The sequence below is a fragment of the Flavobacterium sp. W21_SRS_FM3 genome, assembly GCF_052113625.1.
GTDB lineage: Bacteria > Bacteroidota > Bacteroidia > Flavobacteriales > Flavobacteriaceae > Flavobacterium.
Genome location: NZ_JBGQOD010000001.1, coordinates 1 through 24,020, shown reverse-complemented (window position 1 = coordinate 24,020; position 24,020 = coordinate 1). Strand labels below are relative to the sequence as shown.

At 35.1% G+C, this 24,020-nt stretch carries 17 protein-coding genes, 2 tRNA genes and 1 rRNA gene; 11 read left to right on the top strand and 9 right to left on the bottom strand.

Annotation, left to right across the window (positions count from 1 at the left end; all coding sequences use genetic code 11):
• Window positions 1–101 precede the first annotated feature (101 nt).
• Window positions 102–1,280: an acyl-CoA dehydrogenase family protein gene (locus ACEN2K_RS00100; RefSeq protein WP_441757276.1), complete on the bottom strand. Its 1,179-nt coding sequence runs from the start codon at window positions 1,278–1,280 to the stop codon at window positions 102–104.
• Window positions 1,281–1,651: 371 nt separating this feature from the next.
• On the opposite strand from ACEN2K_RS00100, the gene ACEN2K_RS00095 reads away from it, so the two are divergent.
• Window positions 1,652–2,491, top strand: coding sequence for a hypothetical protein (locus ACEN2K_RS00095; RefSeq protein ID WP_441757275.1), 840 nt, complete (start codon window positions 1,652–1,654; stop codon window positions 2,489–2,491).
• A gap of 168 nt (window positions 2,492–2,659) precedes the next feature.
• On the opposite strand, the gene ACEN2K_RS00090 is transcribed toward ACEN2K_RS00095, so the two are convergent.
• Genes ACEN2K_RS00090 through ACEN2K_RS00080 form a run of 3 tightly spaced genes read right to left on the bottom strand, consistent with a single transcriptional unit; the run spans window position 2,660 to window position 4,518 of the window.
• On the bottom strand, window positions 2,660–3,373 hold the full coding sequence (locus tag ACEN2K_RS00090) for a tRNA1(Val) (adenine(37)-N6)-methyltransferase (protein ID WP_441757274.1): 714 nt from the start codon (window positions 3,371–3,373) through the stop codon (window positions 2,660–2,662).
• Between the two features lie 54 nt (window positions 3,374–3,427).
• The gene (gene rimM, locus ACEN2K_RS00085; protein ID WP_441757273.1) at window positions 3,428–3,952 is read right to left on the bottom strand and encodes a ribosome maturation factor RimM; all 525 of its coding nucleotides are present in this window, start codon (window positions 3,950–3,952) and stop codon (window positions 3,428–3,430) included.
• A 14-nt stretch (window positions 3,953–3,966) separates the two neighbouring features.
• Entirely contained in the window at window positions 3,967–4,518 is a 552-nt protein-coding gene (locus tag ACEN2K_RS00080; protein WP_441757272.1) for a 30S ribosomal protein S16, read from the bottom strand.
• Window positions 4,519–4,718: 200 nt separating this feature from the next.
• On the opposite strand from ACEN2K_RS00080, the gene ACEN2K_RS00075 reads away from it, so the two are divergent.
• Both ACEN2K_RS00075 and ACEN2K_RS00070 read left to right on the top strand, forming a co-directional pair.
• Entirely contained in the window at window positions 4,719–5,198 is a 480-nt protein-coding gene (locus tag ACEN2K_RS00075; RefSeq protein ID WP_441757271.1) for a DUF6252 family protein, read from the top strand.
• A 150-nt stretch (window positions 5,199–5,348) separates the two neighbouring features.
• Entirely contained in the window at window positions 5,349–5,705 is a 357-nt protein-coding gene (locus ACEN2K_RS00070) for an RNA recognition motif domain-containing protein (protein ID WP_026707763.1), read from the top strand.
• 67 nt (window positions 5,706–5,772) lie between these two features.
• On the opposite strand, the gene leuB is transcribed toward ACEN2K_RS00070, so the two are convergent.
• The 5 genes from leuB to leuC form a co-directional block, all read right to left on the bottom strand.
• Entirely contained in the window at window positions 5,773–6,834 is a 1,062-nt protein-coding gene (leuB, locus tag ACEN2K_RS00065) for a 3-isopropylmalate dehydrogenase (RefSeq protein ID WP_441757270.1), read from the bottom strand.
• Window positions 6,835–6,997: 163 nt separating this feature from the next.
• Window positions 6,998–8,515: an alpha-isopropylmalate synthase regulatory domain-containing protein gene (locus ACEN2K_RS00060; protein ID WP_441757269.1), complete on the bottom strand. Its 1,518-nt coding sequence runs from the start codon at window positions 8,513–8,515 to the stop codon at window positions 6,998–7,000.
• A gap of 47 nt (window positions 8,516–8,562) precedes the next feature.
• The gene (locus tag ACEN2K_RS00055) at window positions 8,563–9,072 is read right to left on the bottom strand and encodes a GNAT family N-acetyltransferase (RefSeq protein WP_441757268.1); all 510 of its coding nucleotides are present in this window, start codon (window positions 9,070–9,072) and stop codon (window positions 8,563–8,565) included.
• A gap of 54 nt (window positions 9,073–9,126) precedes the next feature.
• Window positions 9,127–9,723 carry a 3-isopropylmalate dehydratase small subunit gene (leuD, locus tag ACEN2K_RS00050; RefSeq protein ID WP_441757267.1) on the bottom strand — a complete coding sequence of 199 codons (597 nt, stop codon included), beginning with the start codon at window positions 9,721–9,723 and terminating at the stop codon, window positions 9,127–9,129.
• Window positions 9,724–10,022: 299 nt separating this feature from the next.
• On the bottom strand, window positions 10,023–11,417 hold the full coding sequence (leuC, locus tag ACEN2K_RS00045; RefSeq protein WP_441757266.1) for a 3-isopropylmalate dehydratase large subunit: 1,395 nt from the start codon (window positions 11,415–11,417) through the stop codon (window positions 10,023–10,025).
• Between the two features lie 653 nt (window positions 11,418–12,070).
• Between leuC and dnaE the strand changes: the two genes are divergently transcribed.
• From dnaE to ACEN2K_RS00005, 8 genes are all read left to right on the top strand, one after another.
• Window positions 12,071–16,591, top strand: coding sequence for a DNA polymerase III subunit alpha (gene dnaE / locus ACEN2K_RS00040; protein WP_441757265.1), 4,521 nt, complete (start codon window positions 12,071–12,073; stop codon window positions 16,589–16,591).
• Between the two features lie 296 nt (window positions 16,592–16,887).
• Window positions 16,888–17,808 (top strand): outer membrane beta-barrel protein, encoded by a 921-nt coding sequence (locus ACEN2K_RS00035; protein ID WP_441757264.1) that lies wholly within the window; start codon window positions 16,888–16,890, stop codon window positions 17,806–17,808.
• 344 nt (window positions 17,809–18,152) lie between these two features.
• Complete coding sequence (gene trxA / locus ACEN2K_RS00030) at window positions 18,153–18,470, top strand: thioredoxin (protein WP_099713717.1); 318 nt, start codon at window positions 18,153–18,155, stop codon at window positions 18,468–18,470.
• A gap of 106 nt (window positions 18,471–18,576) precedes the next feature.
• Window positions 18,577–21,138, top strand: coding sequence for a M1 family metallopeptidase (locus ACEN2K_RS00025; protein WP_441757263.1), 2,562 nt, complete (start codon window positions 18,577–18,579; stop codon window positions 21,136–21,138).
• Window positions 21,139–21,140: 2 nt separating this feature from the next.
• Window positions 21,141–22,067: a DUF58 domain-containing protein gene (locus ACEN2K_RS00020; protein ID WP_441757262.1), complete on the top strand. Its 927-nt coding sequence runs from the start codon at window positions 21,141–21,143 to the stop codon at window positions 22,065–22,067.
• Between the two features lie 87 nt (window positions 22,068–22,154).
• A tRNA-Asp gene (locus ACEN2K_RS00015) sits at window positions 22,155–22,228 on the top strand.
• A 381-nt stretch (window positions 22,229–22,609) separates the two neighbouring features.
• Window positions 22,610–22,683, top strand: a tRNA-Asp gene (locus tag ACEN2K_RS00010).
• Between the two features lie 1,067 nt (window positions 22,684–23,750).
• Window positions 23,751–24,020, top strand: a 16S ribosomal RNA gene (locus ACEN2K_RS00005); the annotation flags it as partial.

Genomic DNA, 24,020 nt, shown 5'->3' with positions numbered 1-24,020 from the left:
ATACGAATTTAAACTGATTTTAGATTTAGGTGCCATAAAAATAGTATGTATAATGGCTGCTATTATAAGTTATCTATAACAATTTCGAGTAAAAGAATTATTTATTTGAAGGCTGGGATTCCAGTAATATCCATACCTGTAATTAGCAAATGGATATCATGTGTTCCTTCATAAGTAATAACCGACTCTAAGTTCATCATATGGCGCATGATCGAATACTCACCAGTAATTCCCATTCCGCCTAATATTTGTCTCGCTTCACGAGCTATGTGAATAGCCATGTCTACATTATTTCTTTTTGCCATAGAAATTTGAGCAGTTGTCGCTCTTCCTTCGTTTCTTAGAACACCTAATCTCCAAGTTAATAATTGTGCTTTAGTGATTTCAGTAATCATCTCCGCTAATTTCTTTTGTTGTAATTGGGTACCTGCTATAGGTTTGTCAAATTGTACACGTTCTTTAGCATAACGCAAGGCTGTGTCGTAGCAGTCCATCGCAGCTCCAATAGCTCCCCAAGCAATTCCATAACGTGCTGAATCCAAACAGCCAAGTGGTGCTCCTAATCCAGATTTATTAGGTAATAAATTTTCTTTAGGAATTTTTACGTTATCAAAAATGAGTTCTCCTGTTGATGAGGCACGCAAAGACCATTTGTTGTGAGTTTCTGGAGTGGAGAATCCTTCCATACCACGCTCTACAATCAAACCGTGTATTCTTCCTTCTTCATTTTTTGCCCATACAACTGCAATATCTGCAAATGGTGCATTTGAAATCCACATTTTGGCACCATTTAATAGATAATGGTCACCCATATCTTTAAAATTGGTGATCATACTACCTGGATCAGAACCGTGATCTGGCTCTGTCAAACCAAAACATCCCATAAATTCTCCGGTAGCTAATTTAGGAAGGTATTTCATTCTTTGTTCTTCATTTCCGTATTTCCAAATGGGATACATAACTAATGAAGATTGCACTGACGATGTAGAACGTACTCCAGAATCACCACGCTCAATTTCTTGCATGATTAATCCATAAGAGATTTGGTCAAGTCCAGCGCCACCATATTCCTCTGGAATATAAGGGCCAAAACCACCAATTTCACCAAGGCCTTTGATAATTTGTTTAGGAAATTCTGCTCTCTGAGCATATTCCTCAATGATTGGAGAAACTTCTTTCTTTACCCAAGCACGTGCAGAATCACGCACTAATTTATGTTCGTCTGTTAATAAATCGTCTAAGTTATAATAATCTGGAGCTTGAAATAAATCTGGTTTCATAGGACGCTTTTTAGGTTTAGTAATAGTATGTGGTTTGCTATCTTTTCTATTCTGCTGTAGCTAAAGATGGCTTGTTTTTTAAAGATTTTCAGGAACAAATTTACATAAAGAAATATAACAAAAGCATTATAATTTGTTATATTTTTTTACAACTAATAGGAAATTGAATTAATTTTTAAAATAACAACTATGTTTTAAATTATAGTTTCACAATTCTATTTTCTTTTTATATATCATTTTTCAATACATTATTCTAATTGGCGGAGACGATGTTTTGTGTAATTATTTAATTAATAATTAATTATGAAGTGAAAAGTGGTATTTTTGATTCTCTTGAAAGGTTAATCTATTCACAACAAAACCATAAAACTATGAGATCATTTCTTTTTACTGCTGTTTTCCTTGCGTTATTGAGTTTTCTTGCCTCATCTTGTAATGGCTACATTGCCTATTACAATAAAGCAAACAGCATTGATAAAAAATTTAAGGCTGATCATGATACAATTGCTTTTATAAAACGCTACGATAAACTATTTGAAAAATATTATCCGCCCAAGAGTAATTTTGCTTTCAGCAAATATGAAACCTACATTGTTTATGCTGACAAGTACGGCAAAAACTTTGGAGAAAAGAAAAGCTTGTATAAACTACTCGATTTAGTAGCTCCTTATAACGAACATTACAAGACATTGTTTCCTATTTGTGCAAAGTATGGTATAGACAGTTTAAGTGTTGAGCAAAAAATAGCGAGTAGTAAAATCAATATGAATAAACGACTAATCGATTCTTTTTCTGTAGCTTTTATTCGTGACCAGCAAGATGGACGTTCAGATTCTTTGACTATGGTGAAAAATGATCGAATAAATGCCAAACTTCTTAAGTGGACGATAGAGAATTATGGTTTTCCATCACCTCAAAAAATTGGTTTGACAGGAAATGATGGTGTGTTTATGCCGATGTTGACATTTTTGAGTCACATGGGGGGAAATGTGCCAGAATATTATCCCTATTTTAAAAAAGTTTTAGTGAAGTATGTGAAATCTGGAGAATGTTCTCCAAATGAATATGCAACAATGATAGACAGACATGAATATGTAAATAAACGGGAAATCATCTACGGTGAATACTTATTTAATTTTTCAAATCTTAAAAAAGTTAATCGTAAAAGGAGAAGTATTGGTTTGAAAAGAACACGTAATGCAGTGCAGTGAAAGAAGATAAATAATTAAGGCTTTAAAAAAAGGCATTAATTTTTTTAATAAAGCAAGATCTTACTACAAAGGAAGATGCAATTTGGTTAGCTTTGGCATCTTAGTTGTAATTTATGTTAAAATCAAACAAATAAATGTGCTTGTAATATAGTGCCTTTGTATTAGGTGCTACATTTTCAAATAAAAATCCTTAGTCAGTGTGATGTATTCGGGAGTATAAATGTGACGATTGGTTTCTATTACCAATTCGTCCATTGGGAAATCACTATTTTCATTTCGGCTAAAAGCCAATAAACTGCGTTTGATTTCTGAAGTAGGCGTTCCTTTGACGCGTGTTATTTTTAAAGGGTATAATTCGTATTCTTTGGCTAAAGCCAAGAAATTTTCTTCTTCTTTAAAAGGAATTATTACGGTGAATATTCCGTTTTCCGATAATAATAAATCTGCAGCTTCAAGTAAATCTTCAAAAGGCATGGCGTCTTGAAAACGTGCTAAATCTCTTTGTTGGCTTTCTGTTTTGTAATCTTCGTTATAAAAAGGAGGATTAGAAACAATCAAATCGTACTCGTCTTCTGGTTCTTCGATAAATTCATCTAAACCAGCATGAAAGCAAAACAGGCGATCGCTCCAAGGTGAGTTTTCAAAATTCTCAACTGACTGCTCATAAGCTTCTTCGTCAATTTCTAAAGCTTCAATCTGGTCGGCGTTACTTCTTTGTGCAAGCATTAACGCAATTATTCCAGTTCCTGATCCAATATCTAAAATGCTAAAGGGATTGTTGGTGATTGGCGTCCATGCACCTAGTAAAACGCCATCAGTACCAACTTTCATGGCGCAACGATCCTGATCTATGGAAAATTGTTTAAATTGAAATTTTGACATGAAGAATAGAGTTTTTTCGATTAAACGATTAAACAACTAACCGATTAAAACTTTTTACAAATACATTTCGATTAAGCCTTCTGGTAAGTCCATGATAACTTTTTTGTTTTCTCGGTCTATCTTAACCAAGAAATGATCAATCATAGGAATAAGGATTTCAATGTCGTCTTTTAAAACTTCAAATAAAGGTTGGGCTGTAGTATCATTTATAGATTGAATTTCTCCTACAAAACCAAGACGTTTGTCTTCTATTTCAAAACCAATTACTTCGTGAAAATAGAATTTATTACCAGAAAGTTTTGGTAACATTTTTAAGGGAAGGTAAAGGTCATTGCCAATAATAGCATCAGCCTCCTCTTCTGTGCTAACATCTTCAAAACGAATTCTAAGAAAGTCGTTCTTGTGAAGTGAGCTGTTTTGAATAAAAAAAGGAACCAAGTGTTTGTTGCATTCAACAAACACTGATTCCAAGTTTTCGTATAACTCAGGTTCGTCCGTGTCTAAATAGGCAAGAACTTCTCCTTTAAAACTAAATTTTTTGGCGATTTTGCCTAAATAGAAACAATCTTCTTTACGCATCTTCGCTTCTAAAATTATGCTTGAGTTTCTTCGTTGTTTTCTTCAGCAGCAGGAGCCTCTTCAGTAGATGCTTCAACTTCTTCAGCTGGAGTAGCAGCAGCAATAGCATCCGCTTCTGCTTGTGCGGCAGCAGCTAAACGTTTTGCGTTTACTTCTTGTTCTGCTTTGAAAGCTTTTGCTTTAACATCAGCTTGCGCTTTTGATAAACCATCTTTCTTAGCATCAACAGATCCAGATTTTGCTTCTAACCAAGCAGCTAATTTTGCATCAGCTTGTTCTTGCGTTAAAGCACCTTTACGAATACCACCATCAAGGTGATGCTTCAATAAAGCTCCTTTGTAAGAAAGAATTGCTTTAGCAGTATCAGTTGGTTGTGCACCATTGTGTAACCATTTAACTGCACTATCAAGGTTTAAGTCGATAGTTGCTGGGTTTGTGTTTGGATTGTAAGTACCGATTTTCTCTAAGTATTTACCATCTCTTTTTGAGCGAGCATCTGCTGCTACAACCCAGTAAAAAGGTTTTCCTTTTTTACCGTGTCTTTGTAATCTAATTTTTACTGACATAATCTATATGATTAAATTTTGAGGTACTCGACCTCTATTAATTAAGGGTGCAAAGATAATATTTTTATTTTAAAATGCTAACTATTGGTTATTAATATGATTTTAAGTGTTTTAAGCTTTTTTAGAGCTGATTTTGTGCTGTCAAATCTAATTGTTTCGCTTTAAAGTCATACTTTTGTTTGTTCAAAACGATGTGTTTTATGAAAAAACTACTTCTTTTAATTGTTGTACTCTTTTCCGTTATATCTTGTACAGAAGAGGTGACGTTTAACAATCCTTCTTTTCAAGGTGTAAAGGATAATGTTTTCTGGCGTGCTATTGACTCTAAAGCCACCGTAGCTTTAGATGGAAGTTTAATTATTCAAGGTTTTTCGGGTACAGAGATCATTACATTAAAAACAACTTCAAGCGCAGCGCAAACCTATTTACTAGGTGTTAATGACGACGATTCAGTTAACTATGTAAAGACAGAGGGAAATGCAACCATTAGTTTTGCTACAGGAGCTGATGTGGGTAATGGGCAAATCGTGATTACTAAATACGATACTGTTAATAACACTATAATTGGAACTTTTAAGTTTAATGCTGAAAATACGTACGATGATCCATTGGCTGGTCCTATATTAAATTTTCAACAAGGGGTTTTCTATAAAGTAGCTGTGACTCCAGCAGTGCAATAGTTTTAATATAAGCGATTAAGATTCTTTTTAATAGCTGGATAAGTCCTAGATTTCTTTTTGAAATCAAAATAAAATCATAAATAAGCTAATTTATAGTGTATTAGAAAAAAATAAGAGTACATTTGTTGCAATTATTATAAATAAGTACATATGAATATTTTTGTTGGAAGCCTTCCATTCAGTATTGAGGAAGCAGATTTAAGAGAGTCTTTCGAGGCTTACGGAGCAGTTGATTCAGTTAAAATTATCACGGATAAATTTACAGGAAGAAGTAAAGGATTTGGTTTTGTTGAGATGCCAAATGATGACGATGCTCAAAAAGCTATTGACGAATTGAACGGAGCGACTGTTCAAGGACGTGCAATTGTGGTTAACAAATCTGAACCAAAACCAGAAGGAGAAAGAAGAAGTTTTAATAACAACCGTGGAGGAGACTCTCGTGGTGGTTATGGTGGAAACAGCCGTGGTGGAGATAACCGTGGTGGTGGAAACAGAGGAGGATATTAATATTCTTTTTTACAACTATAAAAAAAGGGGACAATGTAAATTGTCCCCTTTTTCTATTTTATAACTACTACAAATTAGCGACTAACCAGTCTCCTACATCACTTGTTTTATATGCGGTGGCGCCTTTGGCTACTAAATCTTCAGTAACAATTCCTTGCTCTAATGATTTATTTACTACTGCTCTGATTGCAGCTGCTTCTTCGGTTAAACCAAAAGCATCTTCAAACATCATAGCTGCTGATAATACTGTTGCTAAGGGATTTGCAATGTTGAGACCAGTTGCCTGTGGGTACGATCCATGAATAGGCTCGTATAAAGAAGTGTGTTCACCAACAGAGGCTGAAGGCATTAATCCCATTGATCCTGATATCACCGAAGCTTCATCAGTTAAAATATCACCAAATAAGTTTTCTGTGATTAATACATCATAAGAGTTTGGCCATTGCACCAGTCGCATGGCAACGGCATCAACAAATTCATAACTAACATTTACTTCAGGATAGTCTTTTTCCATTGCTTGTACCGTTTCTCTCCATAAACGTGAAGTTTCTAAAACATTGGCTTTATCCACACAACACAATTTTTTAGATCGTGTCATTGCTAGTTCAAATCCTTTTTTAGCTAAACGCTGCACTTCTGCTCTGGTGTATACACAGTTATCAAAAGCGGTTTCTCCACCGTCTCTTCTTCCTTTTTCGCCAAAGTAAATTCCGCCCGTTAGCTCCCTTAAGAATACTAAATCAGTTCCTTCAATGCGTTCTCTTTTTAATGGTGAATTATCAATCAAAGAAGGGAAGGTAAAGGTTGGTCGTACATTAGCAAACAAGCCTAGTTTTTTACGCATCAATAATAATCCCTGTTCTGGTCTCACAGGAGCAGTAGGGTCATTGTCGTATTTTGGATGACCAATAGCACCAAATAAAACAGCATCAGCTGCCATACATATTTCGTGTGTTTCATCTGGATAGGGAACTCCTACGGCATCAATTGCACAAGCACCTGTAAGTGCTGGTGTCCAAGTGATTTCATGATTAAATTTTTTAGCAATGGCATCCGAAACTTTTACTGCTTCATTGATTACTTCTGGTCCTATTCCGTCTCCGGCTAAAAGTGCTATGTTTAATTTCATAATTGTTTTTGTTTTCCTCCCCCCCGTCTCCCTCCGAAGGAGGAGGAGACTGGGTGTCTGAGAATTGGGTTGTAATTGTTTTTATTTTGTAATTATGTAGTCTATTCTAAACTATTTTTATCCACATTGGCTCCCTTCACATTTGAGAGGGCTGGGAAGAGGCTCACTCCACATTCAACATTTTTTGTGTGGCTACAATTGCAGCTACAGTTTGGTCTGAATCAAGACCCCTAGTTTTAAATTCTTTGCCATTATTGGTCCAAGTAATTACTGTTTCGCATAAAGCATCTGAGCTACTTCCTGGAGGAATACGAACAGCGTAATCAATTAATTTAGGAAGTTCTAAGTTTTTGCTTTTGTAAATTTTACCTAATGCGTTCATAAAGGCATCAAACTGTCCGTCACCTTGCGCATGTTCTTCAATCAACTCTCCGTCGATTCTTAACGATAGTGTAGTTGAAGGGCGCATTCCTTTAGCATGAGATAAAATATAAGACTCTACTACAATTTTTTCTTCAAAAATTTGACTGTGCAACACGTCTGATATGATATAAGGTAAGTCTTCTTTAGTTACTGTTTCTTTTTTATCTCCTAATTCAATGATTCGTTGCGTAACGAGTTTTAAATCTTCTTGATTTAGTTTGAGTCCTAACTCCTGTAGGTTCTTTTCAATGTTTGCTTTACCCGAAGTTTTTCCTAAAGCATATTGCCTTTTTCTTCCAAAACGTTCTGGAAGTAAATCATTAAAATACAAATTGTTTTTATTATCACCATCAGCATGAATACCTGCCGTTTGTGTAAAAACATTATCACCTACAATTGGTTTGTTTGCAGGGATTCTATAGCCTGTAAAAGTTTCGACTAATTTACTCACCGAGTATAAGGAAGACTCCTTTACATTGATTGCTATCTCAGGCATGAAATCATTAATGACAGCAACTGTACTTTCAAGAGGTGCGTTTCCAGCGCGTTCTCCCATTCCGTTTACTGTAACATGTAGTCCTTTAATTCCTGCTTTTAAAGCTTCCATCACATTAGCAATACTCAAGTCATAATCGTTGTGAGCATGGAAATCAAAATGAATGTTAGGATATTTTGAGGTTATTTGTGAAACAAATTGATAAGTGTCAGACGGAATTAAGACTCCTAAAGTATCTGGTAATAAAATTCGTTTAACACCTTGATTTACTAAAAAATCTAAAAACTGAAAAACATATTCGGGTGAATTACGCATTCCGTTACTCCAGTCCTCTAAGTAGACATTAGTAGCAATGTCGTTTTCTTTGGCGAGAGTTATAGTTTGAGCAATTTCGCTAAAATGCTGTTCAGGTGTTTTTTTTAACTGGTGTTTCAAATGATTCATTGAACCTTTGGTTAATAAATTTTGAACTTTCGCTCCCGCTTTTTTCATCCATTCAATAGACAATCCACCATCTACAAAAGTTAACACTTCGATACGGTCTGTATATCCTTTCTCTTGGGCCCAAGCCATGATACCTTTTACACCTTGAAATTCTCCTTCACTAACACGCGCCGAAGCAATTTCTATTCGGTCTACGCTTAATTCCTCTAGTAATAATTGGGCAATAGTCAGTTTTTCTGCAGCAGAGAAAGACACTCCTGATGTTTGTTCACCATCACGAAGCGTCGTGTCCATTATTTCAATTTTTCTTTTCTCCATTATTTCTTTTCTAAGCCAATAGGTTTGTTTTAAACTCTATTGCGCAACTAGTATTCTGTTTTTATTTCAAACAAACTCAGGGTTATGCCTGCATAATGTTTTGGTAAGCCACTGTAATCAGGTGTTATAATTCCTAAAAAGTCAAATCCGCACTGCTGGTAATACGCAATCAATTGGTCATTATCTCCCCAAGTGTCCATTCGTAAGTAATCAAGTTTTTTTTCTTTGGCGAAAGCCAATCCCCAAGCAACAATTTTTTTTACAAAGTGATGTCCTCTGAAATCAGGATGTGTAACAATGCGATGAAAGTAAACCGCTTTGTCACTATTTTTCTCTTTCCAAATACTGGCATCTTCAAAAGTTATCGCAAAAACACAGGCTATTTTATCATCAATTACAATTTTCCATTGTCTGGTTTCCGCAATTTCTTGTCGAACTAAAAGCTGATCAAAGCCCAACCAATGTTTATTAAATTTGGTTTTTTGATACGCAATAGCCATATCGTAAAATTCAAAAATGCGATCAAAATCATTAATTGTACTGGGTTCAATTCTCATTCAAAAAAAAATAGATAAGTTGCCTTATTACTTATTACTAACGGTAGCTTAAGTTTATATCAATTGCTTTTCAGCAAAAGTTACAATGTCATTTTTAATGTTTTGTAAGTAATCTATATCATCAAAACCGTTTAACATATTGTTTTTTTTGTAGCCGTTGATGTCAAATGATTCTTTTTCACCAGTAGCTTTCAACGTAATTGTTTGTTCTGGTAAATTAATTTCGAGTTCGGTATTGGGGTCGGCTTCAATTGCTTCAAAAATATTTTTAGCAAATTCAGGGCTTACTTGAACGGGTAATACCCCAATATTCAAACAGTTTCCTTTGAAAATATCAGCAAAGAAACTGGAGACTACAGCACGAAATCCGTAATCGTAAACAGCCCAAGCAGCATGTTCACGCGACGAACCTGAGCCAAAGTTTTTTCCTCCTACCAAGATTTTTCCTGAATAGGTTGGATTATTTAAAACGAAATCATTTTTTGGAGTATTATCACCATTATATCTCCAATCTCTAAAAAGGTTGTCTCCAAAACCTTCTCGTTTTGTTGCTTTCAAGAAACGAGCTGGGATGATTTGATCAGTATCTACGTTTTCTATAGGTAGTGGCACTGCACTACTGGTAAGTATATTAAATTTATCGTATGCCATGTTTTTATTGCTTTTGGCTTATAGCTTTTGGCGCTGTGCCATCAACTAAAGTCTAGTAGCCTATTTTAATTTTTCTATTAATTTTCGTAGCTGTTTTCTAAGAATAGTTATTTTATCTGTAAACTTGTCAGCCTTAATAATTCCTCTTTTGGAAATGGCTTAGTCAGATTGTAAATAATCATTGCTAATGGATGTCATCTTACTAAAAATTGTAATTTTTTTAGTCTCTCCTTAGTTAGTTTCTGTTATTCATTATATGGTTTTTGCCAATTAATAATAGTCAAAAGCTAACAGCTTTTCTAAAATAAATCTCGAGGATCTGTCAATTTTCCTGTAACGGCGGCAGCTGCTGCCATAATTGGTGACGCTAACAATGTTCTTGATCCAGGACCTTGACGTCCTTCAAAATTTCTATTGGAGGTACTTACTGCATATTTGCTAGCTGGTACTTTGTCATCATTCATCGCTAAACAAGCTGAACATCCTGGTTGTCGCAATACAAATCCCGACTCAGTAAGTATATCTAACAAACCTTCTTCTTTAATTTGCGCTTCAACAACATGTGATCCAGGAACTAACCAAGCGGTCACGTTATCCGCTTTTTTACGGCCTTTCACAATTTCAGTAAAAGCTCTAAAGTCCTCGATACGCCCATTAGTACAACTTCCTAAGAAAACGAAATCAATAGGTTTTCCTATCATGACATCATCTTCTTCAAAACCCATATAGGCAAGTGATTTTTTATAGGTTTCAGCACCACCTTGAACTTGACTTGCATTTGGAATATTTTTTGAGATACCAATTCCCATACCTGGATTTGTTCCATAAGTAATCATCGGTTCGATATCTGCGGCGTCGATATTTAATTCGGCATCAAAAACAGCGTCAGCATCAGTTTTTAATGTTTTCCAATAAGCCACTGCTTTAGTCCAGTCATCTCCTTTGGGAGCATATAATCTACCTTCAAGAAAGTCAAATGTTTTTTGATCTGGAGCAATCATACCACCTCGAGCACCCATTTCGATAGAAAGGTTACACACAGTCATACGGCCTTCCATGGACATGTCTTCAAATACATTTCCAGCGTATTCAGCAAAATAACCAGTTCCTCCTGATGTCGTTAACTGAGAAATAATGTATAAAGCAACATCTTTAGGGCCTACGCCTTTGCTAAGTGTTCCATTGACATTAATGCGCATTTTTTTTGGTTTAGGTTGCATAATACACTGCGTAGCCAAAACCATTTCGACCTCTGAAGTACCAATTCCAAAGGCAATAGCTCCAAAAGCACCATGTGTAGAAGTATGTGAATCACCACAAACAATAGTTGCTCCAGGTAAAGTAATTCCGTTTTCAGGACCTACCACGTGAACGATTCCATTTTTTGCATGACCTAGTCCCCAGTGCGAAATTCCGTATTCAGCGGCATTATCTTCTAAAGCCTTTAGTTGATTAGCTGATAAAGCATCTTCAACAGGTAAGTGTTGATTTATTGTGGGTGTATTATGATCTGCAGTAGCAAAAGTACGTTCTGGATATAACACAGAAATACCTCTAGTTTTTAAACCTAAAAAAGCAACAGGACTTGTTACTTCGTGAATGAAATGACGGTCAATAAAAAATACATCTGGTCCATCTTCAATTTTACGTACAACATGTGCGTCCCATACTTTGTCAAATAATGTCTTACTCATTTTAATATTTTTTAATTGTAATTTTATAAAGCCAGTAATTGTGGTCACTTATAATAGGAGAGCAAATTTAAATAATGCTTACAAAGCGTCAATTACTATATTCTGTTTTATACGATGCCCAAAATTGTTTTAGACAGCTAGGAGCTTCTTTTTTAAATGATGTTCCTTTACAGTTGTATAATAATTTATCTTGAATACTGTTTAAATTTTTAGCTATTGAATTTAAAACGAAAGAAGCAACATTATTAATTTAATGGCTTTACTGCTTTATAAGGCATTGAATGTGTTGATTGCACAATAACAAAACTATTCTATTGGGAATTATGCAATAAAAGCTATAATTTTAATCATCATCACATTACTTTATTTGAAGATTTCTGACTGGCTTTAGACCAAAATAATTTCAATTTGAATGCTATTTTTATAAGTCGAAAATACGACATCCAAAAATTTAATCAGGCGATAATGTTTTCCTTTTAACTTTCCTTTTTAGGAATTATAGCATATTCAGTTAAGCGTTGTTCGTTCTAATTTATAATTCATACTATTTATGTTAATGTCTATTTTAGGGCTTATTTTTTAGCTAAAAAAAGCCTAAATTTGAATTTCATTTTCAGTAGTTTTTTAAAATTACAATCACTTCATTTACAGCTATGTATTTAATATTCGATACCGAAACTACAGGATTACCTAAGCGTTGGGATGCGCCCATAACCGACTCAGACAACTGGCCACGTTGTATACAGATTGCTTGGCAGTTACATGATGATATGGGAAAACTCCTCGAGCATCAAGATTATTTGGTTCAGCCAGATGGTTTTAATATTCCGTATGACGCGGAGCGAATTCACGGAATTTCAACTGAGCTTGCTGCTGCTGAGGGAATTTCACTTGCTGAAGTTTTGGAAAAATTTAATGCTGCTTTAGGGAGGGCAAAATTTATTGTAGGTCAAAATCTAGGATTTGATGTGAAAATTATGGGTGCTGAACTGCACCGTATGGGTATGGAATCACCTATGGCTTCTATGCCCGTTTTAGACACTTGTACTGAGATAACGGCTAAGCTACTGCAACTACCTGGAGGTCGTGGAGGAAAATTTAAATTACCTACGCTTACGGAGCTACACCAGTATTTATTTAATAAACCTTTCTCAGAAGCTCATAACGCTACTGCCGATGTGGAGGCAACTACACGTTGTTTTTTAGAATTAATTCGTAGAGAGCGTTTTACAAAAGAAGAATTAGATGTTCCTGCAAGTTATTTTCAGGAATTCCAAAATAAAAATCCAAGAGAAATTCAACTTATTGGATTAAAACACATCAACTTAAAACAAGCTTCTGATAGAATTCGTCAGCAGTTTGGGGAAAAGGAAAGCAGTGGGATTTCTAAAGGCGAACTTTTAGAGAATAAAAAAGTGTTGGCTGAGGCCAAATTTGCACACCTGCACAATCACACACAATTTTCGGTTTTACAGTCTACTATTGGTATTGGACCTTTGGTTTCGGCTACCGCCAAAAATGGTTTTCCAGCAGTTGCTATGACGGATACCGCTAACATGATGGGAGCCTTCCATTTTGTGAGTGCGGTTATGAATCATAATAAATCAGCTTCCGCCAAAAACAAAACACTAGTTGAAAGTGGAGAAGAACCTACTGAAACAGAAATTAAACCTATTGTAGGTTGCGAGTTTAATATTTGTGAAAACCATTTGGATAAAACCAAAAAAGATAATGGTTACCAAGTGGTGTTATTGGCCAAAAATAAAAAAGGCTATCATAATCTAGCTAAAATGTCTTCCATTGCTAATATTAATGGATTTTATTATGTGCCTAGAATTGATAAAAAGATAATCGAACAGTACAAAGAGGACATTATGGTGCTCTCTGGAAACTTGTATGGAGAGATTCCAGGAAAGATTTTGAACCTTGGTGAAAACCAAGCCGAAGAAGCAATGGTATGGTGGAAAGCACAATTTGGAGCGGATTTTTATCTGGAAATCATGCGCCACAATCAAGAAGATGAGAACAGGGTGAATAAAACCTTGATTGAATTTGCTAGAAAGCACGATGTAAAACTGATTGCATCTAATAATACCTACTATTTAAATAAAGAAGATGCTAATGCGCATGATATTTTACTGTGTGTAAAAGATGGAGAAAAGCAAGCTACACCTATAGGTCGTGGTCGTGGCTACCGCTATGGTTTACCTAATCAAGAATATTATTACAAATCTGGCGAGGAGATGAAAAAACTCTTTGCTGATTTGCCAGATGCCATTATTAACATTCAAGAAATTATTGATAAGGTCGAAATTTATTCACTATACCGTGATGTATTGCTTCCTAAATATGATATTCCGGAAGAATTTGTAAATCCAGAAGATGAGGTAGACAATGGAGTAAGAGGGGAAAATGCCTATTTGAGACACCTTACGATGGTTGGGGCTCAAAAACGTTATGGCGAAATTACACCTGCCATTCAAGAACGTTTGGACTTTGAGTTATTGACCATATCTAATTCTGGATATCCAGGATATTTCTTAATTGTACAGGATTTCATTGCTAAGGCTAGAGAAATGGATGTGTCTGTAGGGCCCGGCCGTGGATCTGCTGCAGGATCTGCTGTTGCCTACTGCTTGAAAATTACCAATATTGACCCTATTAAATACGACCTGCTTTTTGAGCGTTTCTTGAATCCGGATCGTGTATCCATGCCCGATATTGATATTGACTTTGATGATGAAGGCCGTGGTCGAGTTATGGACTATGTAATTAAAAAATATGGTGCAAACCAAGTAGCACAGATTATCACTTATGGTAAGATGGCTACCAAGTCGGCAATTCGTGATACAGCTCGTGTATTGGATTTACCCTTATTTGAGGCGGATAGAATTGCCAAATTGATACCAGGAATGATGCCTTCTAAGTGGAATCTGGCTCGATTCATTTCTGAAAAGGAAGAAGATGTCAAAAAAGCATTGCGATCAGACGAATTTGATAATGTAAAAGAGCTGATTGCCATAGCAAATTCAGATGAGTTAGCGGGAGAAACCATTCAGCAGGCTAAAATTCTGGAGGGTTCAATGCGTAACACGGGTATTCATGCTTGTGGAGTGATTATTACACCATCAGATATTACAAACTTCGTTCCGGTAACCACAGCTAAAGATTCTGATTTATACGTTACCCAATTTGATAACTCCGTTGCCGAAAGTGCTGGATTATTAAAAATGGACTTTTTGGGTTTAAAGACCCTTACCTTAATAAAAGACACAGTAAAGCTGGTAAAATATAGAAACAATATTGATCTGAATCCAGATGAGTTTCCTATTGATGATGTAAAAACCTATGAACTTTTTCAACGTGGGGAAACGGTAGGTATCTTTCAATATGAATCACCCGGTATGCAAAAGTACATGAAGGACTTGAAGCCAACAGTCTTTGGGGATTTAATTGCGATGAATGCACTTTATCGTCCAGGACCTTTAGAGTATATCCCATCTTTTGTTCGAAGAAAAAATGGCGAAGAGGAAATAAAATACGATTTAGATGCCTGTGAAGAATATCTAGGAGAAACTTACGGGATTACAGTTTACCAGGAGCAGGTGATGCTTTTGTCGCAATCGTTGGCTGATTTTACTAAAGGTGAAGCTGATGTCTTGCGTAAAGCGATGGGTAAAAAACAAAAAGAGGTTCTAGACAAAATGAAACCAAAGTTTGTTGAACAAGCAGCTGCCAAAGGTCATGATGCCGTAGTGTTAGAAAAAATTTGGAAGGACTGGGAAGCATTTGCAAGTTATGCCTTTAATAAATCGCACTCTACTTGCTATGCCTGGATTGCTTATCAAACAGCTTATTTGAAAGCACATTACCCAGCAGAATATATGGCTGCAGTACTTTCTAATAATATGAGTGATATTAAGCAGGTTACTTTTTTTATGGAGGAATGTAAACGTATGGGATTACAAGTACTAGGCCCTGACGTAAATGAATCCTTTTATAAATTTACGGTAAATGATGATTATGCAGTCCGTTTTGGAATGGGAGCTATTAAAGGAGTAGGACAAGGAGCAGTAAATACTATTGTAGAAAATAGGAAAGACGGTAAGTACAAGTCGGTATTTGATTTAACAAAGCGCATTGATTTGCGTGCTGCGAATAAAAAGGCTTTGGAAAACCTAATTCTTGCAGGAGGTTTTGACTCCTTTGAAGGGACCTTGCGTTCTCAATATTTCCATGACGAAGGGGACGGAATTACCTTTTATGAGAAAGCGATTAAGTATGGTGCTAAATTTCAGGAAAATGAAAATTCCTCTCAAGTAAGTTTGTTTGGAGAGTCTAGTGATGTTCAAATTGAAGAACCTGTTGTGCCACCCTGTGAAGACTGGAGTACAATGGAAAAATTAGCCAAAGAGAAGGAAGTAGTCGGGATTTACATTTCTGGACACCCACTGGATGATTACAAATTCGAAATGAAATATTTTTGTAATGCAAAGTTAGAAGCATTAAAAAACCTAGATCAACATGTGGGTAAAAATCTAACTTTTGGTGGAATCATCAATAATGTACAGCACCGAGTGGCCAAAAATGGAAAAGGCTGGGGGATATTTACGTTAGAAGGTTATGATGAAAGTTATGAGTTTAAGATTTTTGGAGAAGAGTATCTTAAATTCAGGCATTTTTTCATTCAAAACAACTTTACCTTTATGAAAGTTCTAGTTAAAGAAGGCTGGGTAAACCAAGATACTGGAAAGAAAAGTGATCCTAGAATACAGTTTATGCTAGTGCAATATTTACAAGATGTACTGGACTCCTTTGCAAAGAAGTTAGTAGTACTGCTTAATATTAACGATTTACAGACAGAGTTTATCCATAGATTAAGTCATCTTTTTCAAGAAAACAAAGGAGACAATCAGGTTAGCTTTGAAATCATGGAATTAGAAAAAATAAAAAAATTAGTCGAAAGCCGATCAGTTTTAGAAGTAGATGATGAAAACTTTAGTGACGAGACAGAGGAAAATGCAGATGCTACCGATGTAGTAAGTGTATCTGAAGTAGAAGAAATTAAAGTGGTCACAAAATTAACCATGCCTAGTAGGAGGTTAAAGATTAAAATCTCTAATGAATTATTATTTGAATTAGAAAAAATGCAAATCAATTTTAAATTAAACTAGCATTCGCATTTAAGTAATAGTACTATAAATGTAAATACTTTAGTTCAAACTAGCCGACTATAACGTTTGAAAAACCTCGTTTTTATTGTAAAAACGAGGTTTTTTTATGATTTTTTCTGGTTTAATCCATTCGAGAACGTATTAACTATTTTTGTAACTAACTGATATTTATATGCGTGCATATTATTTTAGTTTTTTGTTCACATTTCTAGAGCAAAATTTGAAAGCATTATTTAAAATTATTTAAGTTTGTAGTAACTGAATTAACTATAAAAATTTTTAGAAAATAAATTATTATGAAAAAGAACCTACTAATTTTAGGGATGATGGCTTGCTCAATGACAATGTTAGGGCAATCAAAAGAAGACACTAAAAATGAAAGCTGGTATTTTAAACTAGGTGCATCGTATTTTGGACAAACAGCAGCAACTGAGTTTCCTACAGTGGGAGGAAATTTGCCTTTGAATAGGACTTATGTTGGTGGAAAGTTAGTTTCAGAAGAAAGTGTAACTGGATCTTTTGGAGAAGGTTTTAGAACAGGTTTAACTGCAGGGTACAGATTTAATACAAGAGTTGGTGTTGAAATGGGAGTGAACTACTATAAAAGTAGCGATAAAACTATGGCTCAAACAACAACAGATCAAATTTTTGTATCTAACGGTAAGCCAGTTTATAATTTTAAGTCAGTAGGTCAGATTACGGCATTTGATTTAGCACCGGCTTTAGTATTGTTTTTAGGAGAAAAAAATGGTTTTGAACCATATTCAAAAGTAGGGGTTATTGTACCTGTTCACGGAGATTTAGAAATCACAACTGATGCAATTGCTCCAACAGGAGTTGCAAGTCCTGCAACGGTAGCGGTTCGTAGTATTGATAAAGTAAAGCCAAATCCAACTTTAGGGTTTATGGCAACTTTAGGTTCTTCATATAAGTTAGGTAAAAACATTTCAGCATTTGCAGAATTAGAATACCGCAATTTTACTGTACATGGAAAAACTAAAGAAACTACCTCATTTACTCAAAATGGTCAAGATGCTTTAGCTACAAGATCGAATGCACAGATAAACACAAACTACGTGGATCGTTTAGATGTAAATTCTAACAACTCAATGACAAATCCGAATGGAGTTGACTCAACAAAACCAATGGACGAATTGAGTTCTTATGTTGGAATTAGTGGTTTAGGATTAACTTTAGGGTTGAAATACAATCTATAATCTAATTACGAATTATATAAAGACCTTCTGAAAAGAGGGTCTTTTTTTTTATCATTATTTGTAAGATAGCAAATTTCCTAGCCCTGATTGTAGCGGCATCCTTTTTATCTTGCACTCTTTTAAATGCTATTAAATGAAATTCCTGATAAAAAGATATAGCGAAAAGCAGGATTAGCTCCTTAAAATGAGTCTTGAAATGCCAATTTTAGATTTTTTTAATAGTTATTTACGATACATTTATAATCAAAACTAATTCAGGTATAGTGTTCAATTTGTTTTTAATTTCTAAATTTGTAATCTAGTTTTAAAAATGGTTAAAACTTTAAACATTAAAAAAAGATATTATGGCATTAGCAATAACAGACGCTACTTTTGAAGAAGTAGTATTGAAATCAGATAAACCAGTAATGGTAGATTTTTGGGCAGCATGGTGCGGGCCTTGTAGAATGGTTGGACCAATCATCGACGAATTAAGTGCTGAATATGACGGTAAAGTTGTAGTAGGTAAAGTTGATGTAGATGCAAACCAAGAATTTGCTGCAAAATACGGAGTGAGAAACATCCCAACAGTTTTAGTTTTTCATAACGGTGAAGTAGTAGGTAAGCAAGTAGGAGTTGCTCCTAAGCAAACTTATGCAGATAGTTTAGACGCTTTGTTGTAATCGTAAGATTATAATTTATATAAAATCTGGAGCAATTCAGGTTAAAAAGGTTTGATGTAAGTCAAACCTTTTTTTTATTTTTAACCCATAGTAATCCATGTATTGAATGAAAATCATAATCTATTTGCTAAGTGTAGTGTCTCTACTGGTTTCCTGTCAATCTTTAAAGAAATCTAATTTGTTAGAACCAGGTATTTCTAAGGAGCTGGCTATCTTTAGAAAAAGTCAAATTTCCGATGTCCATTATGCGCTTTCATTTGATATACCAAGGGAAAAAGAACTTCCTATTCAGTCAAACCTTACGCTGGAAGTTAAAATTAACAATCTAACAGAACCTTTATATTTAGATTTTAATGAAAATAAAGAAAACCTAAAGGCAGTTGCTGTAAATGGACGTCAGATTTCAATTGAACATGAAAGAGAGCATTTAATCATTGCTAAAGAATACTTGCAAAAAGGTCAAAATAAAATTGAAATCCGTTTTATTGCTGGTAATTTATCTTTGAATAGGAATGATGATTTTTTATATACTTTACTAGTCCCAGATAGAGCAAGCACATTATTTCCTTGTTTCGATCAGCCCGACATCAAAGCTAAGTATACGCTTTTGATCAAAGCACCTAAACAATGGCAAGTATTAGCCGCAAGTGAAGTAACTAAACAGATAAAAGAAGGTGATTTTATAAGCTATCAATTTGAGCAATCGGATTCCATGAGCACTTATTTGTTTTCGTTTGTTGCAGGAGACTTTCAAAGTTCTTCGCAAACACTGGCTGGCTTCCCTATGAAAATGTTGTATCGAGAAAACAATGATGAAAAAATAAAAGCAAGTACCGCACCTATATTTGATTTGCACCGCCAAGCTATTACTTTTCTAGAGGGATATACTAATTATCCGTTTCCATTTAAAAAAATGGATTTTGCCGCCATCCCTGTTTTTCAATATGGAGGGATGGAACATGTAGGTGCGATACAGTATAAGGAAGGAACACTTTTTTTAGATAATAGCGCTACAGATAGTGAATATCTAAACAGAGGGAAGTTAATTGCTCACGAGACTTCCCATATGTGGTTTGGGGATTTGGTAACGATGAAATGGTTTGATGATGTCTGGATGAAAGAGGTATTTGCTAATTTCATGGCCGATAAAATAATGAATCCAGCATTTCCTAAAACCAATCATAACTTACAGTTTCTTACGGCACATTATCCAGCTGCTTATGATGAAGACCGTACTAAAGGAACTCATGCTATTCGTCAGGAACTGTCTAATCTCAAAAATGCAGGATCACTTTATGGCGGAATAATATACCATAAGGCACCTATTATGATGAGACAGTTAGAAGCAACGATGGGGGAAGGAGCTTTTAAAAGAGGAATTCAAAAATACATTCATAAATACGCAAACGATAATGCTAGCTGGCCAAACTTAGTGGATATTTTAGATGCTGAAACAGCTGTCGATCTAAAGAAGTGGAGTGCTGTATGGGTAAACCAGTCGGGAAGAGCGATCTTTAATGATGCCATTACTTATGACGGTAAGGGGAATATACAAAAATTTGAAATTCGTCAACATGCAGAAGATGGATCCAGTAAGGTCTGGCCTCAGTTATTTGAAATTGCTTTGGTGTATCCTGATACTATCAAGGTATTTAAAATAGCTGTGGAAGGTGAGCTGACCAAGTTTAAAGAAGTTGTAGGACTTTCAAAACCACTTTCAATTATTTACAATTACAATGGTTACGGCTACGGTGTATTCCCAATAGATCACAACGATCTAGAGTCAATCGCATCAATTAAAGATGATGTTACACGTGCTTATAGTTATATTAATCTATATGAAAATACATTAACCGCTACTATTGCTCCGCAGAAAGCTTTTGATGGTTGTTTAAAAGGACTTTCTGTCGAAAAAAATGAGTTGATTGTGAAATTGTTGGTTGGGCAGTTGAATTCGTTATATTGGAGTTTTCTTACTGAAAAGCAACAATTAGTCGGCCAGTATAAAATGGAAGCGCTACTGCTTGACAGGATGCAGCAGGACCTGCCTTCCAACGTGAAGAAAACTTTATTTAGTTTGTTTCAAAACATAGCATATTCAGCTGAAGGACGAGAAACGCTTTATCAGTTGTGGAATAAAGAGCTAGTCATTACGAATCTAAAACTCAACGAAGATGATTTTACAAGTATGGCGATGAGTTTAGCGCTATTTAACTATCCTAACTCAGAGGAAGTTCTTAAGAAGGCAAGAGCATCAATAACAAATCCTGATAAGGTTAAAAGATTTGATTTTTTATTGCCTTCGTTATCGAATGATGAGAGCGTAAGAGATGTTTTTATGGAATCATTGAGATTAAAGGAAAACAGAGAAAAGGAATCTTGGGTACAAAGTGCATTAGCAAATGTACATCATCCTTTGCGTCAGGATAATGCTAAAAAATATTTGAAGCAATGCTTAGAGATGACAGCAGAAATTCAACGTACTGGAGATATATTTTTTCCCAAAGCTTGGCTCGCTAATAGTATTGGTAAATACTACTCCGAAGATGCATTGGCCACTGTTAATGAATTTCTAAAGAACAATCCAGAATTTAGTCCTATATTGAAAAGGAAATTGTTACAAGCTACTGATGATTTGTATAGATCTCAATTAATAAAGACGGAATAGTAATGAAAATAGAATCACAAATAGAGAAAATTTCTAGTTTTCAGCACCTTGAATTGTTAGCCAATCAAGTAGTTGAAGGTTTTATTTCAGGAATGCACAAAAGCCCTTTTCATGGATTTTCGGCTGAATTTGCAGAACATAAGGTATATAATGTAGGGGAAAGTACTAGGCATATTGACTGGAAGCTTTTTGCAAAGACGGATCGTCTGTATTCGAAGCGATTTGAAGAAGAAACGAATCTGCGCTGCCATATTATCGTCGATAATTCTTCGTCGATGCATTATCCAGAACTAAAACCGAATCAAAAGTTTTATGAAAGCAAAATAGGTTTTTCTGTATTGGCATCAGCTGTATTGATGAATATACTAAAAAAGCAACGTGACGCTGTTGGTTTAAGTGTTTTCTCAGATACTTATGAGTACTATGCACCCGAAAAAGGCAGTGATCGTCACCATAGAATGCTTTTGAACACTTTAGAGAATCTTATCACTCCAGCTAGAAAACAGAAAAATACGGATACCATTACATACTTGCATCAAATAGCACAAAAAATTCATAGACGCTCCATGATTATCTTGTTTACAGATATGTTTCAGTCCAATAATGAAGATGATTTATTTGTTGCCTTGCAGCATTTAAAACATAATAAGCACAAAGTGGTGTTGTTTCATGTAGTTGACAGAAAAACCGAACAGAGTTTTGACTTTGATAATGCGCCTAGAAAGTTTGTGGATATTGAAACAGGAGAAGAAATTGCTGTTTTTGCTGATAATGTGAAACAGCAATATGAGAAAGGAGTAGAGAGCTTCTTTAAAAAGATTGCTTTAAGCTGCGCTCAAAACCAAATTCAGTATGTTCCTGTTGCAGTTGGAGAGAATTTTGAACAAATTTTATTAACTTATTTAGCTGAGAAACAAAACTTTGCTTAATGGCTATTAAAATTTTTTTATTTTTTTAATAAAAATAGTTGCGTAACTCGAATTCTGTTGTATCTTTGCCACCGCAATAGAGCAGTGGGTCTGGTAGTTCAGTTGGTTAGAATACCTGCCTGTCACGCAGGGGGTCGCGGGTTCGAGTCCCGTCCAGACCGCGATATTGGGGAAGCCTTTCTTTTAAAGAAAGGCTTTTTTGCCCCATAAGGTTTTTAAGATTAGTTGTGTTGTTTGGTCGAGTTGGAAGCAATGAGACCGGGTTTAGTAGTTAGACCAATGAAAAGCTTTCCACTTTATTGTGGATGGCTTTTTTGATTTAAGGAGGTTTTTGAAATAATGTATTCTCCGTTGTTGGCTGTTTTAGTAGCTAATTTTTACTGCTTTTTATAGACGATGCTTTTTTTATATTAAAAAATTTCTAAAATGGGTATTAAGAATCAATGAGTTGATTCTTGCATGATAAAATTTACATTAAAAACGATAGAAGTGCTTGCATAATCCGACTTCTATTGTATCTTTGCCACCGCAATAGAGCAGTGGGTCTGGTAGTTCAGTTGGTTAGAATACCTGCCTGTCACGCAGGGGGTCGCGGGTTCGAGTCCCGTCCAGACCGCAAATATTGTTAAAGCCTTTCTTTTAAGAAAGGCTTTTTTTATTTCTTCTATTTTGATCTTCAATTTATGGTACTCTGTCATTGTTGTTAATTTTATAACGCCATTTCTTTTTACTTCTACAGCGGCAAGTCTGTTGGTTTTATTGGCCTTGTTTTTTGTTTTCAAATCTCTTTTATTTAGGAGCTTTAACCTGCTATTCGCTACAATCTACTTCGCCAAACCATGGCTCAGTAGGATTTCTGCTGCTATCAGGGCTAGGGGAGTAGTTCTTAAATTGGCGGTAGTGGTATAGTAACTTAGGAATTGCATCTATATAGTGTAATAAAGGTGTTTTGTATTTGTTAGCTAGAGATCACGATAATCATGCTACCTATATAGTATTGTTTTTTTCTTTGATAAGGTATCGTTTAAAACAAAGATGGTTTTTTGAAGGCTATCATTGTTTAGATAATGACTACTCGTGTCTCTTATATAAGAGTTATCATCGCAGATTAGTTGGGTAAAGTGTCAATTTTGTGAGAAATATAAGTTGTTCTCTTCAAAAATTAGAATAGCATAAAAAAACTTCCATTGCAAAATACAGATTTTCAATAAGTTAAAATAAAACTTAAAAAAAAGTAAAAAAAAGGGGTTCAAAAAGCTTGAATAACACAATAAAGGTGGTACTTTTGCACCCGCAAACACGTTTACGCAAAGCAAGGTAAAACAAGCAGAGTTAGTAAAGTTAAGCAAGTTCTTAGAAAGATTGAGTAAGTAGAAACGTTTGAAAAAGACGTTTTATTTAAGAAAAAAAAGGAGATTAAATTTCCTAAAAATTTTTTTAAAAAAAGCTTGCGAGATTAAAAAGAAGTTGTAGTTTTGCACCCGCTTCCAGCGCCACGATTAGTGGTTAAGGAAACGAGAAAAAAAGACAAGACACGTTCCTAGACATATTGAATTGACAGCCGTTTTGAGAAGAGATTCTTAAGACAAAAGAATAAGAGTAATAGAATTGAGAGATTTTAAAAAACCACTAGACCTTCAGTCAAAAATAAATAGAGACAAAGCAATTTGTTTCGCATAATATACGATGAAGAGTTTGATCCTGGCTCAGGATGAACGCTAGCGGCAGGCTTAACACATGCAAGTCGAGGGGTAGTCATTTTCGGATGATGAGACCGGCGCACGGGTGCGTAACGCGTATGCAATCTACCTTTCACAAAGGGATAGCCCAGAGAAATTTGGATTAATACCTTATAGTATAGCAGTCTCGCATGAGACCACTATTAAAGATTTATCGGTGAAAGATGAGCATGCGTCCCATTAGCTAGTTGGTATGGTAACGGCATACCAAGGC

Coding starts and splice junctions, on each gene's coding strand:
- ACEN2K_RS00100 (WP_441757276.1), bottom strand. CDS start 1,280: ATGAAACCAGATTTATTTCAAGCTCCAGATTATTATAACTTAGACGAT.
- ACEN2K_RS00095 (WP_441757275.1), top strand. CDS start 1,652: ATGAGATCATTTCTTTTTACTGCTGTTTTCCTTGCGTTATTGAGTTTT.
- ACEN2K_RS00090 (WP_441757274.1), bottom strand. CDS start 3,373: ATGTCAAAATTTCAATTTAAACAATTTTCCATAGATCAGGATCGTTGC.
- rimM (WP_441757273.1), bottom strand. CDS start 3,952: ATGCGTAAAGAAGATTGTTTCTATTTAGGCAAAATCGCCAAAAAATTT.
- ACEN2K_RS00080 (WP_441757272.1), bottom strand. CDS start 4,518: ATGTCAGTAAAAATTAGATTACAAAGACACGGTAAAAAAGGAAAACCT.
- ACEN2K_RS00075 (WP_441757271.1), top strand. CDS start 4,719: ATGAAAAAACTACTTCTTTTAATTGTTGTACTCTTTTCCGTTATATCT.
- ACEN2K_RS00070 (WP_026707763.1), top strand. CDS start 5,349: ATGAATATTTTTGTTGGAAGCCTTCCATTCAGTATTGAGGAAGCAGAT.
- leuB (WP_441757270.1), bottom strand. CDS start 6,834: ATGAAATTAAACATAGCACTTTTAGCCGGAGACGGAATAGGACCAGAA.
- ACEN2K_RS00060 (WP_441757269.1), bottom strand. CDS start 8,515: ATGGAGAAAAGAAAAATTGAAATAATGGACACGACGCTTCGTGATGGT.
- ACEN2K_RS00055 (WP_441757268.1), bottom strand. CDS start 9,072: ATGAGAATTGAACCCAGTACAATTAATGATTTTGATCGCATTTTTGAA.
- leuD (WP_441757267.1), bottom strand. CDS start 9,723: ATGGCATACGATAAATTTAATATACTTACCAGTAGTGCAGTGCCACTA.
- leuC (WP_441757266.1), bottom strand. CDS start 11,417: ATGAGTAAGACATTATTTGACAAAGTATGGGACGCACATGTTGTACGT.
- dnaE (WP_441757265.1), top strand. CDS start 12,071: ATGTATTTAATATTCGATACCGAAACTACAGGATTACCTAAGCGTTGG.
- ACEN2K_RS00035 (WP_441757264.1), top strand. CDS start 16,888: ATGAAAAAGAACCTACTAATTTTAGGGATGATGGCTTGCTCAATGACA.
- trxA (WP_099713717.1), top strand. CDS start 18,153: ATGGCATTAGCAATAACAGACGCTACTTTTGAAGAAGTAGTATTGAAA.
- ACEN2K_RS00025 (WP_441757263.1), top strand. CDS start 18,577: ATGAAAATCATAATCTATTTGCTAAGTGTAGTGTCTCTACTGGTTTCC.
- ACEN2K_RS00020 (WP_441757262.1), top strand. CDS start 21,141: ATGAAAATAGAATCACAAATAGAGAAAATTTCTAGTTTTCAGCACCTT.